This is a genomic window from Blastomonas sp. (genome assembly GCF_030373265.1).
Taxonomy (GTDB): Bacteria; Pseudomonadota; Alphaproteobacteria; order Sphingomonadales; family Sphingomonadaceae; genus Blastomonas.
The window spans coordinates 178,266-191,391 of record NZ_JAUCZC010000001.1 but is presented as its reverse complement, the minus strand read 5'-3'; the positions used below and the strand labels follow the sequence as shown (position 1 = coordinate 191,391).

At 62.0% G+C, this 13,126-nt stretch carries 12 protein-coding genes; 7 read left to right on the top strand and 5 right to left on the bottom strand.

Going from position 1 to position 13,126, the window contains the following annotated elements:
* The first annotated feature begins 197 nt into the window (after positions 1-197).
* From QUV11_RS00885 to QUV11_RS00875, 3 genes are all read left to right on the top strand, one after another.
* Positions 198-1,982: an aminopeptidase P family protein gene (locus tag QUV11_RS00885; protein ID WP_300880055.1), complete on the top strand. Its 1,785-nt coding sequence runs from the start codon at positions 198-200 to the stop codon at positions 1,980-1,982.
* A gap of 249 nt (positions 1,983-2,231) precedes the next feature.
* Positions 2,232-4,883 (top strand): TonB-dependent receptor, encoded by a 2,652-nt coding sequence (locus QUV11_RS00880; RefSeq protein ID WP_300880002.1) that lies wholly within the window; start codon positions 2,232-2,234, stop codon positions 4,881-4,883.
* A gap of 146 nt (positions 4,884-5,029) precedes the next feature.
* The gene (locus QUV11_RS00875; RefSeq protein WP_300880001.1) at positions 5,030-5,497 is read left to right on the top strand and encodes a thioesterase family protein; all 468 of its coding nucleotides are present in this window, start codon (positions 5,030-5,032) and stop codon (positions 5,495-5,497) included.
* Positions 5,498-5,575: 78 nt separating this feature from the next.
* Here QUV11_RS00875 and QUV11_RS00870 read toward each other — a convergent pair whose 3' ends face one another.
* From QUV11_RS00870 to QUV11_RS00860, 3 genes are all read right to left on the bottom strand, one after another.
* The gene (locus tag QUV11_RS00870) at positions 5,576-6,178 is read right to left on the bottom strand and encodes an FKBP-type peptidyl-prolyl cis-trans isomerase (RefSeq protein WP_300880000.1); all 603 of its coding nucleotides are present in this window, start codon (positions 6,176-6,178) and stop codon (positions 5,576-5,578) included.
* Between the two features lie 132 nt (positions 6,179-6,310).
* Complete coding sequence (gene rpsU / locus QUV11_RS00865) at positions 6,311-6,517, bottom strand: 30S ribosomal protein S21 (protein ID WP_007688176.1); 207 nt, start codon at positions 6,515-6,517, stop codon at positions 6,311-6,313.
* Between the two features lie 200 nt (positions 6,518-6,717).
* Complete coding sequence (locus QUV11_RS00860) at positions 6,718-7,365, bottom strand: SOS response-associated peptidase (RefSeq protein WP_300880054.1); 648 nt, start codon at positions 7,363-7,365, stop codon at positions 6,718-6,720.
* Between the two features lie 30 nt (positions 7,366-7,395).
* Here QUV11_RS00860 and QUV11_RS00855 point away from each other — a divergent pair, with 30 nt between their 5' ends.
* Positions 7,396-8,157 carry a class II aldolase/adducin family protein gene (locus QUV11_RS00855; protein WP_300879999.1) on the top strand — a complete coding sequence of 254 codons (762 nt, stop codon included), beginning with the start codon at positions 7,396-7,398 and terminating at the stop codon, positions 8,155-8,157.
* Between the two features lie 71 nt (positions 8,158-8,228).
* A complete protein-coding gene (locus tag QUV11_RS00850; protein WP_300879998.1) occupies positions 8,229-8,768 on the top strand; it encodes a (2Fe-2S)-binding protein in 540 nt (179 codons plus the stop codon).
* A 17-nt stretch (positions 8,769-8,785) separates the two neighbouring features.
* On the opposite strand, the gene dnaJ is transcribed toward QUV11_RS00850, so the two are convergent.
* Positions 8,786-9,919, bottom strand: coding sequence for a molecular chaperone DnaJ (gene dnaJ / locus QUV11_RS00845; protein WP_300880053.1), 1,134 nt, complete (start codon positions 9,917-9,919; stop codon positions 8,786-8,788).
* A gap of 114 nt (positions 9,920-10,033) precedes the next feature.
* Positions 10,034-11,935, bottom strand: a complete 1,902-nt coding sequence (dnaK, locus tag QUV11_RS00840; RefSeq protein WP_300879997.1) for a molecular chaperone DnaK — start codon at positions 11,933-11,935, stop codon at positions 10,034-10,036.
* A 197-nt stretch (positions 11,936-12,132) separates the two neighbouring features.
* Here dnaK and QUV11_RS00835 point away from each other — a divergent pair, with 197 nt between their 5' ends.
* Together QUV11_RS00835 and QUV11_RS00830 are read left to right on the top strand one after the other, a co-directional pair.
* Entirely contained in the window at positions 12,133-12,609 is a 477-nt protein-coding gene (locus QUV11_RS00835) for a copper chaperone PCu(A)C (RefSeq protein ID WP_300879996.1), read from the top strand.
* The gene (locus QUV11_RS00830; RefSeq protein ID WP_300879995.1) at positions 12,609-13,076 is read left to right on the top strand and encodes a vgr related protein; all 468 of its coding nucleotides are present in this window, start codon (positions 12,609-12,611) and stop codon (positions 13,074-13,076) included. The genes QUV11_RS00835 and QUV11_RS00830 overlap by 1 nt, the downstream gene beginning before the upstream one ends.
* Positions 13,077-13,126 lie beyond the last annotated feature (50 nt).

The window sequence follows — 13,126 nt, the reverse complement described above, 5'->3', positions numbered from 1 at the left end:
TTGGCGTGAACAGTGGGCGACATCGCCAGGGCAGCTCCGAGCGATGCAAGGGCGATGGCGGATCGCAGCGATGGGCAGATCGGCATGATGACAGCTTTCGGTTGCGGTACCAGCTGCGACGGGGTGGCGCCGGACGCGGAATATCTCTATCTTGCTGCCTTACCGCTTTTGCAAGGAGTTGCTGCCGCCTTATGCTGATGTCCACCCATGAAGCCCGTCTGGCCGAGCTGCGCAAAGAACTGAAGCGTCAAGGACTGCACGGTTTTGTCGTGCCGATCTGTGACGAACACATGAGCGAGTATATCGGCGGATATGCCCAGCGGCTAGAATGGCTGACCGGCTTTGGCGGATCGGCAGGAACCGCCGTGGTGCTCGCCGACAAGGCCGCGATCTTCATCGACGGACGCTATACTATTCAGGTGCGGGATCAGGTCGACGGACGGCTTTACGATTATGTCGGTACCGCGCAGCAAAGCGTTGCCGACTGGCTGGGCCAGAACGCGCCCGAGGGCGGGCGGATCGGCTATGATGCCTGGCTGCACACCCGCGACTGGGTGAAGCAGGCCACCGCCAGACTGGCCAAGCGCGGCGCAGAATTGGTCGAGGTCGGCAGCAATCCGGTCGATGCCGTCTGGCACGACCAGCCCGAGCGTCCGACCGCAACGATGAATCCGCATCCGACCGAATATGCGGGCCGCGATTCTGCGGACAAGCGCACAGACATTGCACGCTGGTTGGGCGAGGAAGGGCTGGATGCAGCGGTGATCACCGCGCTGGATTCGGTCGCCTGGGTGTTCAACGTTCGCGGTGCCGACATCAGCCATACGCCGGTTGCACTGTCTTATGGCGTCGTCCGCAAGGATGGCACCGCCGACCTGTATGTCGCGCCCGAAAAGGTCAGCGATGATTTGCGGGCACATCTGGGCAACCAGGTTGCGCTGCACGATTATGCGGCGTTCGAGGCAGGGCTGGATGCCCTGGCCGGAAAGTCCGTCGCGGTAGACCCCGAGCGCGCAGTGGCGGCGATCTTCTCGCGGCTCGAAGGCGCGGGCGCGAAAATCGTCGCCAGGCGCGATCCCAGCGTTCTGCCGCGCGCGACCAAGAACGCAACCGAGATTTCGGGCCAGCGCGCCGCGCAGTCGCGAGACGGCGCAGCGGTCAGCCAATTCCTGCACTGGTTGTCGATCGCCGGTCCCGCAGGCGGCGAAACCGAATTGTCCGCTGCTGCCAAATTGCTGACCTTCCGCGAGCAGACCGGCCTGCTGGTCGACACCTCGTTCGACACGATTTCGGGCGCATCGTCGAACGGCGCAATCTGCCACTACCGGGTGAGCGAAGAGACCAACCTGCCGATCGTGATGGACAGCCTGTATCTGGTGGATTCGGGCGGCCAGTATCTCGATGGAACCACCGACATCACCCGCACCATCGCCATCGGCACGCCGACGGCAGAGATGAAGCGCCGCTTCACCCAGGTGCTCAAGGGTCATATCGCGCTTGCCACGATCCGTTTTCCGCACGGCACCACCGGTGGCCAGCTCGATGTGCTCGCACGCCAGTATCTGTGGGCCGAAGGCGTCGATTACGCGCATGGCACCGGCCACGGAGTAGGTAGCTTCCTGTCGGTGCACGAGGGTCCGCAGCGCATCGCGGCCTTTGGCGGCATGAGCGAGCCCCTGCGCCCCGGCATGATCTGTTCGAACGAGCCAGGCTATTACAAGGCCGGCGAGTTCGGCATCCGGATCGAAAATCTGGTGCTGGTCGAGGAGATCGACATCCCCGGTGCCGAGCAACCGATGCTGGGCTTCGAGACGCTGACCTTCGCGCCGATCGATCGCAATGCGATCGAGCCCGACCTGCTCAGCACGCACGAACGAGAGTGGTTGAACCGCTATCACGCCAAGGTGTGGGATATCGTTGCGCCGCAAGTGGCGGGGGATGCACTCGAGTGGCTTGAGCGAGCCTGCGCGCCCATCGGCTAAGTCGCCGATTCTCATCGCTATACGTTGACGTTAACGGAATGCTGCGACGCACAATTGCTTGGGATGCAATTGTCGGCGCAGCATAGCGTTATTTCGTTGCAATTTTATCACGCGAAGCACGCAATCGCGTTCATTTCCTACGCTTTTTAATTGTGGCTTAGGCGCACCAGACATAAGGACGGTGCCAACCCAAACAGCGCCCGGAGCAATCGGGCCGTTTTGTCAGTCACCCTAGGGGAGTACAAACCCATGAAATTCACCGACACCCGCCTGAGAACGATTCTGCTTTCCGGCGCTGCTCTCGGCACGCTCGCAATGCCGGGCACCGCGCTGGCACAGGATGCCGAGCAGGACGCCGACAACATCAACAGCAACGTCATCATCGTTACCGCCTCGAAGCGTGAAACCACGCTGCAGGAAACCCCGATCGCCGTTTCGGTGACCAGCGGTGAAGACATCGAAGACGCACAGGTCCGCGACCTTATCGATCTGCAGACCCTGGTGCCTTCGCTTCGTGTTTCGCAGCTGCAGAGCTCGGCCAACACCAACTTCATCATTCGCGGCTTCGGCAACGGCGCCAACAACCCGGGCATCGAGCCCTCGGTCGGCGTGTTCATCGACGGCGTGTATCGCTCGCGCTCGGCAGCGCAGATCGGCGATCTGCCCAACATCCAGCGCGTCGAAGTGCTGCGCGGTCCGCAGTCGACCCTGTTCGGCAAGAACGCATCGGCCGGCATCATCAGCATCGTTACCGAGCGTCCGCAGTTCGAGTTCGGCGGTTCGGTCGAAGCGACCTATGGCAATTTCAACGCCCGCATCCTCAAGGCCGACATCACCGGCCCGATCAGCGAAACGCTGGCTTTCAGCATCGCCGGCAACATCAACAAGCGCGATGGCTACGCCCGCGACCTGAACCTGGGCACCAGGTTCAACGATCGTGATCGTTGGGGCGTTCGCGGCCAGTTGCTCTGGGAGCCCAATTCGGATCTCAGCGTCCGGTTGATCGGCGACTATGACAAGATCGACGAGAATTGCTGCATCGCCGCCAACATCCGTTCGGTGCCGGGCATTTTCGGCGCCCTCCAACTCGCCAGCGGCGACCCTCGCCCGATCGAGCCGGAATCGCCGTTCTCGTACCAGGTGCGCAACAACTTCCCCTCGATCAACAAGATCGAGAACTACGGTGGTTCGCTCCAGGCCGATTACAGCCTCGGCGCGGTCTCGCTGACCGGCATCACCGCCTATCGCGAAGTGCGTTCGTTCACCGACCAGGATTCGGATTTCACCAGCGCTGACCTGATCGGCGAAAACTCGGCCGACACCGCGATCAAGACCTTCACCCAGGAAGTTCGCATCGCCTCCGATTTCGATGGCCCGCTCAACTTCCTGCTCGGCGGTTTCTATTTCAACGAGAAGATCAATGTCGACAACGCGCTGGCGTTCGGCGGCGATTTCCGCACCTATGCCAGCACCCTGATCGGCGCAGCATCGGGCGGCGCATTCAGCGCTCCGCTCATCGAAGGGCAGCTTGGCGTTCCGCAGGGCACCTTCTTCCGCCAGGGCCAGGGCCTGTTCGATTCGTATGACTACAAGAACGACAGCTACTCGTTCTTCGGTCAGGTCGATTTCAAGCCTGTCGATCGCCTGACGCTGACCTTCGGCTTCAACTACACCAAGGACAAGAAGCGGGTCGCCTCGAACGCGGTCAGCACCGATCCGTTCTCGGCACTGGACTTCGTTGCAATCGGCAACACGCTGATCACCCAGCAGGGTATCGCCACGTCGGTCGGACAGGCGCTCGGCCTTCCGGGCCTTGCCAACGCTGCCCAGATCGGAGCATTCGCGGCTGCACAACCGGCGATCTTCGGCCAGATTCAGGCTGGATCTGCCGCATTCGCACGGGCCAACAACCTGAACCCTGCGGTCAATCAGCTGCTTGGCTTGCGTTCGCTGCAGTTCCTGCCGCCCTACCTCAACTTCCCCAATGCGGTGGAAGATGGTCGCACGAAGGACGACGATTTCGCCTATACGATCCGCGCGAACTACGAAGTCACGGATAACGTCAATGTCTACCTGACCTACGCAACTGGCTTCAAGGCGAGCTCGTTCAACCTGGGCCGCGATTCGCGTCCCTCGGCGGCCGACTTCATCCCCGGTTCGCCGGTCAACAACCCGGCTGCCTCGCCGATCCGCGATGCCGGCCTGGCACTGCCCAACCTGACCACCGGTTCGCGTTTTGCCGGCCCGGAAAACTCGGAAGTCTATGAAGCCGGCCTCAAGGCGCAGTGGCCGCTGGTTGCCTTCAACCTTGCTGTCTTCCAGCAGTCGATCAAGGGCTTCCAGAGCAACATCTTCACCGGCACCGGCTTTGCGCTGGCTAATGCGGGTGAGCAGTCCACCTTCGGCATCGAGTTCGACGGCACGGTTCAGCCAGCACCCGGCGTAAACATCTTCGTGGCGATGACCTATCTCGATCCGACCTATGACAGCTTCGTCAACTCGGCGTTCGGCGATCTCAGCGGCACCACCCCGGCTGGCATCCCGGCCCTGTCGGCCTCGATGGGCGGCAGCTACACCCACGAGTTCGCAAGCGGCATGACCTGGTCGGTCCGTGGCGACTATGCGTACGAAAGCGACGTCCAGATCATCGAGGGCCTGAACGCCTTTGGTCCGGGCAACCAGCAGGCTGGTGCTCGCCAGTTCCGCCGCGAGGTGAACCTGGTCAACGCATCGACCACGCTGGAGCTGACCAACGGTCTGGCGGTCAGCCTGTGGGCCCGTAATCTGCTCGATGCGCAGTACATCACCACGGTGTTCGATTCGGTTGCTCAGGCGGGCAGCGTTTCGGGCTACCCCAACCAGCCACGCACATATGGTGGATCGGTCCGCTTCAAGTTCTGATCCATCTCACAGTTGACCGGGCTTGGTCACAGCCGGTACGGCACGAGAAACGTAACCGGTTGAAAACAGGGATATAGGGGGGCTTTACGCCCCCCTTTTTTTGCGCCAGTCAGCCGGGCAAACGCATAAGACAGGGGAATGAGACTATGACGGACGCGCCCAACCGCGCCATGTTCCGCGCCATCGCACCCAAACGGGTGCATTATCACGAGGTCGATATGCAGAATATCGTCTTCAACGCGAACTATCTGATGTTTGCCGATGTCGGCATCACCGAATATTTTCGCGAATTGCGCAAGGCCAGCGGCTTGCCGGAGACCGGCGGCTTCAATCTGTTCGGCCCGGACCACGACATGATGGTCCGGTATGCTTCGGTCGATTTCAGGGCGAGCGCTTTGGCCGACGATCTGATCGATCTGGCGGTCAGGATGGTGCGCTTCGGCAATTCCAGCATGACCAGCCAATGCGCCATGTTTCGCGATGACGAACTGCTCAACGTTGTCACGATCAGCTACGTCCACCTCGATATGCGCGAACGCAGGCCGGCACCTGTGCCGCAGTTCTTTCGCGATCTGGTGGAAAAGTTCGAGGTCGTCAGACCCGAAGGCTGCTGAGCAGCCCGATCAACCGCCTCTACCGCATGCAAACACAAAAAAGGCCGGTGAAAACACCGGCCTTTTTATATCTGGATGTCAGTTGCCCGGCATGCCCGGAACCCCGGGAGGCGGACCGCCCGGTCCTGCCTGACCCTGAAGCTGCTGCTGCATCGCGCGCAACTGCACTTCGGGAATGAATTCGACCAGCTCGACATTGAACACCAGCAGGCTGTTGGCGGGAATGACCACCTCACCCGTCTGGGGATTGGTCTTTTCCTCAGGCCCATAGCCAAGCTCGGGCGGGATCCACAGCTGGTACTTGCCGCCGCGCTGCATCCGCTTCAGGGCTTCGGAAAAGCCGGGAATGGAACCGGCCACCGGCATCGGGACGCGCTCGTTGGCGTCGAACGGCGTACCGTCGACCAGGGTGCCCTCGTAATTGATCAACGTCACGTCGGCGTCGGTCGGCGAAGGACCGGTCCCCTTGGTGATTTCCTTGATCTGCAGCCCGCTCTCGGTTGTCACCACGCCCGGCTCATCGGCATTGCTGGCCATGAAGCCGGCTGCAGACTGCGGAACGCCCTGCAGTCCAGCCCAGGCGGCGCCACCGGCGACCAGCACGGCTACAGCGACGCCCAGCCACAATTTGGTGAGCGAGCCTTTGGCGATCGGCGGGATGGGAACGTGTGTAACGGACATGGCAGCCTCCGGTTATCGTACCACGAACCCCGGGGCATTTCCTGGCCTGTTCAAAGGCCGGGAGTGGCAACCCGGGGCTGTTGCGGCGAATCGGTAAACCGGCTCCGCCAATCTCGTGATGCTGTAACGGGCCTACTTGGCGCCGTCACGTTCCATGCGCTTGCGCTCAAGCTTGCGTGCACGGCGAACCGCAGCAGCCTTTTCGCGTGCGCGCTTTTCCGAGGGCTTCTCGTAATGCCGACGCAGCTTCATTTCGCGATACACACCTTCGCGCTGCAGCTTCTTCTTGAGCGCCCGCAGCGCCTGGTCAACATTGTTATCGCGTACGAGAATCTGCATAAACTTACGTCAGCTCCATATTCTTTGCCGGCCAGCAACCCGCTCGCGCCACGCCATGGGGCGCGGAAAACGGATGCCGAAGCCATAAGGTAAAGGCTAATAAACAACCAATAGTCAAGGGCACGCCAGTCAAAAGACTGTCGGTCACGAGCAGGCCGTTACCAGTGCATGACGGCGTTTTCAAGGGATTTCGCGGATAATCAGCCGAACAGTCCGGGTTGTGGCACGGGTGCACCGGTTGTCGGGTCGGGTTGGAGTTCGCACATCAACGCGTCGTCGAAAGGACGCACCAAATCTTGCGCCTGCTGCCATGCGGCGTTGAGCCATGTGCCGAGGCTCTCGCCCGTCAGCATCACCGGCATCGCCTTGGGGTGAATTGCGCCCACCATGCGGTTCGGCTCGCAGGTCAGGAAGGCAAAGCGCGCGCCCGCATCAGTGGGGCGCCATATCCCTGCAAAAGCAAAGGGCTCGCCGGATCGAAGCGCAAACCAGTGCTGCGGCTTGCGTTTCGTGACCCGGTCCGGCTGCGCGCCATACTCGCAGAACGCAGTGACCGGAACCAGGCACCTGCGCTGCGGATTAGCCAGCGCGTTGCGCCACATAGGCGACTGCAAGTTGCGCACATTGGTGATCGGCCGCTTCACCTCGCCAAACGGCGGCCATCCCCAGCGCATCATGCCGAGCTTGGCCGCCTCGCCGTCCCCGATGATCACTGGCGCATCATAATCGGGATAGATCGCGTCGAACGCCGGCAGATTCGTATCGGCGACGGTCACGCCGCCAACATGCGGACCGAACAACTGCCGGATTGCATCGGCGTTGCTTGTCATGCGATACAGGTTGCACATAGCCACCAAAGATAATGACAGGAGAGCGTGATGGCCACCGCCTTGAAGCCCAGCAACCAGATGTCCACCGAAGAGCACGAGGCGCGCAAGCTCCTGGCGTCGTGTTACCGCGTATTCGACATGATGGGTTGGTCGGAAATGATCTACAACCACATCACGTTGAAGGTGCCGGGCGAGGAAGACGCGTTCCTGATCAACCCTTATGGCCTCCACTTCAGCGAAGTGTGCGCGTCCAATCTGGTCAAGATCAACTCCGAAGGCGAAAAGCTCGATGGGTCGCCCTACCCCGTCAACAAGGCAGGGTTCACCCAGCACAGCGTGTTCCACAAGCGCATTCCCGAGATGCACTGCATCATCCACACGCACACCACCGCCACCATGGCGGTGTGCTCGGTCGAAGGCGGGCTGCAGCCGACCAATTTTTACGCCTGCAATTTCATCGGCAATATCGCCTATCATGATTTCGAGGGCGTCACCGTGCGCGCCGAGGAAGGCGACCGTCTGGTCGAAGCGGTGACCGGCAAGCGCATCCTGATGCTCAAGAACCATGGCCCCGTGGTCATGGGCCGCACCCTGCCCGAGGCGTTCATCACCTATTGGGCGCTGCAGCGCGCCTGCGAGATCCAGCTGGCGACGATGTCGATGGGCAAGCCGCTGCTGGTGTCGCAGGATGTCATCGACGTCCACCAGCGTGACCTCAGCCAGGTGCAACTGCCGATGGGCGCGGGCGTGCCCGATTTTGCCGCCATGGTGCGCAAGGTCGACAAGATCGACCCCAGCTGGCGCGATTGATTTGGTATGGATGCATGGCCACGCAGGTCTGCGGGTGACAGGCCCGCAGCCCCCGGTTATGCGCTGATCCCATGACCAAGTTCACCGTCAACGATCGCCCGGTCCAGTATCGGCTTGATCCCGAAACTCCGCTGCTGTGGGCGCTTCGCGATGCCTCGAACCTGACCGGAACCAAATATGGCTGCGGTAACGGCGATTGCGGCGCGTGCATGGTGGTGGTCGATGGCGAAGCGATCCGCTCGTGCCTGGTCAGCATCGCCGAGGTCGAGGGGCGCTATGTCACCACGATCGAGGCGCTGAGCCGTGACCGCACCCATCCGGTGCAGCAGGCGTTTGTTGCCGAACAGGCGGTGCAATGCGGGTTCTGCACGCCGGGGATAATCATTGCCGCCAGCGTGCTGCTGCGCAAGAACAGCGAGCCCAGCGATGCCGAGATCGATGATGCCATCCGCAACCTGTGCCGCTGCGGCACGTATCCGCGTGTCCGCGCCGCCATCAAGCGCGCGGGCCGGGTCATGCGGCGGCAGGAAACTATCGCTGCCGCGCCGCCGCCGGGCATATCGCCCGAAGACGCAGCGAGAAACGTTCCCGCGCTGACCCCGCCCGAATAGCGCAGGTCAGCCGGGGTTTACTCGCCGATCCCGTCCCACATTTCCTTCAGCTTTGCGAAGAAGCCGGTGCTTTCCGGGCTCTCTTGCCCCGTCTCGGTTTCCTGGAACTCGCGCAACAGTTCCTTCTGGCGCGCCGAGAGCCGGGTGGGCGTCTCGACATCGATCTGGATCACCATGTCGCCGGTCCCCCTGCCCTGCAGCACGGGCATGCCCGCACCGCGCTGGCGCAATTGCTTGCCCGACTGGATGCCCGCAGGAATCGTGATGCGGTGGCGCTTGCCGTCGAGCCCCGGGATTTCCAGCTCGCCGCCCAAAGCGGCCGTGGTGATGCTGATCGGGCAACGGGTGATCAGGGTGGTGCCGTCACGCTCGAAAATGCGATGCCGCGCAACATGGATGAAGATATACAGATCACCGGGTGGCGACCCCTTGGGGCCAGCCTCACCCTTGCCAGACAAACGGATCCGGGTGCCATTGTCCACGCCCGGCGGAATATCCACCGAAAGCGTCTGCTGTTTGTCGACCCGGCCCTCGCCGCGGCAAGCACGGCACGGATTTTCGATTACCTGGCCCGAGCCATGGCAATTGGGACAGGTCCGCTCGACGACGAAAAAGCCCTGCTGGGCGCGCATCTTGCCGCTACCGCCACACAGATTGCAGGTGCGCACCTTGGTGCCGGGCTCCGCGCCTGCCCCATCGCAGGTCTCGCAGGTCGCCGCGACGTCGATCGTGATTTCGCTGGCCTTGCCGTGATAGGCCTCCTCGAGCGATATCTCCATGTCATAGCGAAGGTCCGCGCCGCGCGCGGGTCCCCGCCTGCCGCCGGCGCCGCCGAAGCCGCCACCGAAGATGGTATCGAAGATATCGCCAAGGTCGGAAAAGCCTTCGGGTCCGCCGCGACCGCCGCCGCCGGACATGCCGCTTTCATACGCCTCGTGCCCATAACGGTCATAGGCGGCGCGCTTCTGCGGGTCCTTGAGACAGTCATAGGCTTGGCTGATCGCCTTGAAATGCGCCTCGGCATGGGCATCGCCCGGATTGCGATCCGGGTGCCATTGCATCGCCAGCTTGCGATAGGCGGACTTGAGCGTGCCATCGTCTGCGGTGCGCGAGACGCCGAGCAGCTCGTAATAATCGGTGGTAGTGGCCATAGTCATCGGTCGCGATTCTTCATGCAGCGACCGGGCGGGATCACGGGCAAGGTGGCCAATGCCACCCTGCCAGCTCTTCCCGCCCGGCCGGACTGTCGGTCATCAATCCGGCAATCAGTTTTTCGCGTCGCCGTCAACTTCCGAGAACTCGGCGTCGACGACATTGTCTTCAGCCGGGGCCGCATCGGCCGCCGGAGAGGCAGCTGACGCCTGCTCCTTCTCGTAGATCGCCTGGCCCAGCTTCATCGCAGCCTGCGCCAGCGCTTCGGTCTTGGTCTTCATCGCCTCGGGCTCACCGCCTTCGATCGCGGTGCGCAGCTCGGCCAGGGCGGTTTCGATCTCACCCTTCACCGAGGCATCGACCTTGTCGCCATGCTCCTCGAGCTGCTTTTCGGTGCTGTGCAACAGGCTCTCGGCGTTGTTCTTCGCCTCGGCGGCCTCACGGCGCTTCTTGTCTTCCTCGGCGAAACGCTCGGCATCCTTGACCATCTGATCGATATCGGCGTCGGACAGACCGCCCGATGCCTGGATACGGATCTGCTGCTCCTTGCCGGTGCCCTTGTCCTTGGCCGACACATTGACGATGCCGTTGGCGTCGATGTCGAAGGTGACCTCGATCTGCGGCACGCCGCGCGGGGCTGCGGGGATGCCGACCAGATCGAACTGGCCGAGCATCTTGTTGTCCGCCGCCATTTCACGCTCGCCCTGGAAGACGCGGATCGTCACGGCCTGCTGGTTGTCGTCAGCGGTCGAATAGGTCTGCGACTTCTTGGTAGGGATCGTGGTGTTGCGATCGATCATGCGGGTGAACACGCCGCCCAGCGTCTCGATGCCGAGGCTCAGCGGGGTGACGTCGAGCAGCAGCACGTCCTTGACGTCGCCCTGCAGCACGCCTGCCTGGATCGCGGCACCCATGGCGACGACTTCATCGGGGTTGACGCCGGTGTGCGGCTCCTTGCCGAAGAATTCCTTCACCACTTCGCGCACGCGCGGCATGCGGGTCATGCCGCCGACGAGCACGACATCGTCGATGTCGGACGCCTTGAGGCCCGCATCTTCGAGTGCCTTCTTGCAAGGATCGAGCGTGCGCTTGATCAGATCGGCAACCAGCTTTTCCAGATCCGAACGGCTGATCATCTTGACCAGATGCTTGGGACCGTTCTGGTCGGCCGTGATGAACGGCAGGTTGACCTCGGTGGTCTGTGCCGAAGACAGCTCGATCTTGGCCTTTTCCGAAGCTTCCTTCAGACGCTGCAGCGCAAGCTTGTCCTTGGTAAGGTCGATGCCTTCGGCCTTCTTGAAATCTTCCGCCAGGAACTCGACCAGCTTGGAGTCGAAATCCTCGCCGCCCAGGAACGTATCGCCGTTGGTGGCCTTCACCTCGAACACGCCGTCGCCGATTTCGAGCACCGAGATGTCGAAGGTACCGCCGCCAAGGTCATAGACCGCAATGGTCTTGCCGTCGTTCTTGTCGAGGCCATAGGCCAGCGCGGCCGCAGTCGGCTCGTTGATGATGCGCAGCACTTCCAGGCCAGCGATGCGGCCCGCATCCTTGGTCGCCTGACGCTGGGCGTCATTGAAGTAGGCCGGAACCGTGATGACGGCCTGCGTGACGGTCTCGCCCAGATAGCTCTCGGCGGTTTCCTTCATCTTCTGCAGCGTGAACGCGCTGATTTCCGAAGGCGAATAGTCCTTGCCGCCGGCCTGTACCCAGGCATCGCCGTTGCCGCCCTTGACGATGTTATAGGGAACGAGTTCCATGTCCTTCTTGGTCAGCGGATCGTCGAACCGACGACCGATGAGGCGCTTGACCGCGAACACGGTGTTCTCAGGATTTGTGACCGCCTGGCGCTTGGCCGGCTGGCCGACCAGCCGCTCACCGTCCTTGGTGAATGCGACGATCGACGGCGTGGTCCGCGCGCCCTCGGAATTTTCGATAACCTTGGGCTTGTCGCCGTCCATGACGGACACGCAGCTGTTGGTGGTGCCAAGGTCGATACCAATTACTTTTGCCATAGTGCTTTTCCCACGTGACTTTCGTTATGCAGATGAAAGATTACGTACCGTCGGTATGCCCCCAAGCATCCGGCGATTCCGTCCCCGTCGGCGGATATAGGGTTGCTTTCGCTTGGCACAAGGCGTGGCAGTATCTACATCATGCCCAAGCAGGGGCTGGCCGATTACGGCACAGCCAACAGGAGGACCCGCGCATCATGTTTCGAATGCTTTATCTGGTTGTCGCCGGACTCGCCCTGGCGCTGCTGGCAGGTTGCCAGCCGCCTGCACAGCTGCTCGTCGAAAAGGCCTATATCCAGCTGTCGCCGGTAGAGGGCAGCCCTTCGGTCCTTTATTTCACGGTGCGCGGCGGGCCGAAGGATACGGAATTGCGGTCGGTGAGTTCGGCATCGATCCTGCGGCTTGAGATGCACGAAACGGTCGAGGAAAATGGCATGTCGATGATGCGCCCGCTGCGCGCGGCGGCTGTTCCCGCCCGCGGCAAGGTCGAATTCGAGCCCGGCGGCAAGCACGTGATGGTCTGGGGGGTCGATCAGGGCGCGCGCAACCGTGGCAACGCCGAGTTCATATTCACATTTGCCAATGGCGACAAGATTGCAGCAACCGCTGCGATCCGGGCGATCGAGCCGGCGGGCGAGACCAGCGGTGACCATGCAGGCGGCATGAGCCATTAATGGGCCGAGAGCCTATCGACAGGCCGCTGGAAGCTGCGGAGGTTGCGCTTGCGCGGTCGGTATTCGGGGACGCGATCGCGTATGACACTGTTCGCATCCGCCTGAAGAAATGGATTTTTTTCCAGCCGCGCAAAACCGTCATGGCGCCGACGGGGCATATCCATTTTCACCCCGGCGGCAGCGCCTATTGCGACGATTTCAGTTGCGCAAGCATGAGCCGTCAGGGGCTTTTCATCCACGAGATGGTGCATGTCTGGCAGTACCAGCAGGGCATTTTCCTGCCCCTGCGGCGCCATCCGTTCTGCCGCTATGATTATGCGATCAAGCCCGGGCAGCCGTTCAAGAAATACGGGCTCGAGCAGCAGGCGGAGCTGGTTCGCCATGCTTTCCTGATCCGGCAGGGCAGCGGGGTGCCAGGCGCACCGCCGCTGCATACCTACCGGCAGATACTGCCGTTTCCGGTATAGCCGGTCAGCCCATCACACCGTCACCCCGCGTTCGCGGGAATGACGACGAA

Coding starts and splice junctions, on each gene's coding strand:
- QUV11_RS00885 (WP_300880055.1), top strand. CDS start 198: ATGTCCACCCATGAAGCCCGTCTGGCCGAGCTGCGCAAAGAACTGAAG.
- QUV11_RS00880 (WP_300880002.1), top strand. CDS start 2,232: ATGAAATTCACCGACACCCGCCTGAGAACGATTCTGCTTTCCGGCGCT.
- QUV11_RS00875 (WP_300880001.1), top strand. CDS start 5,030: ATGACGGACGCGCCCAACCGCGCCATGTTCCGCGCCATCGCACCCAAA.
- QUV11_RS00870 (WP_300880000.1), bottom strand. CDS start 6,178: ATGTCCGTTACACACGTTCCCATCCCGCCGATCGCCAAAGGCTCGCTC.
- rpsU (WP_007688176.1), bottom strand. CDS start 6,517: ATGCAGATTCTCGTACGCGATAACAATGTTGACCAGGCGCTGCGGGCG.
- QUV11_RS00860 (WP_300880054.1), bottom strand. CDS start 7,365: ATGTGCAACCTGTATCGCATGACAAGCAACGCCGATGCAATCCGGCAG.
- QUV11_RS00855 (WP_300879999.1), top strand. CDS start 7,396: ATGGCCACCGCCTTGAAGCCCAGCAACCAGATGTCCACCGAAGAGCAC.
- QUV11_RS00850 (WP_300879998.1), top strand. CDS start 8,229: ATGACCAAGTTCACCGTCAACGATCGCCCGGTCCAGTATCGGCTTGAT.
- dnaJ (WP_300880053.1), bottom strand. CDS start 9,919: ATGGCCACTACCACCGATTATTACGAGCTGCTCGGCGTCTCGCGCACC.
- dnaK (WP_300879997.1), bottom strand. CDS start 11,935: ATGGCAAAAGTAATTGGTATCGACCTTGGCACCACCAACAGCTGCGTG.
- QUV11_RS00835 (WP_300879996.1), top strand. CDS start 12,133: ATGTTTCGAATGCTTTATCTGGTTGTCGCCGGACTCGCCCTGGCGCTG.
- QUV11_RS00830 (WP_300879995.1), top strand. CDS start 12,609: ATGGGCCGAGAGCCTATCGACAGGCCGCTGGAAGCTGCGGAGGTTGCG.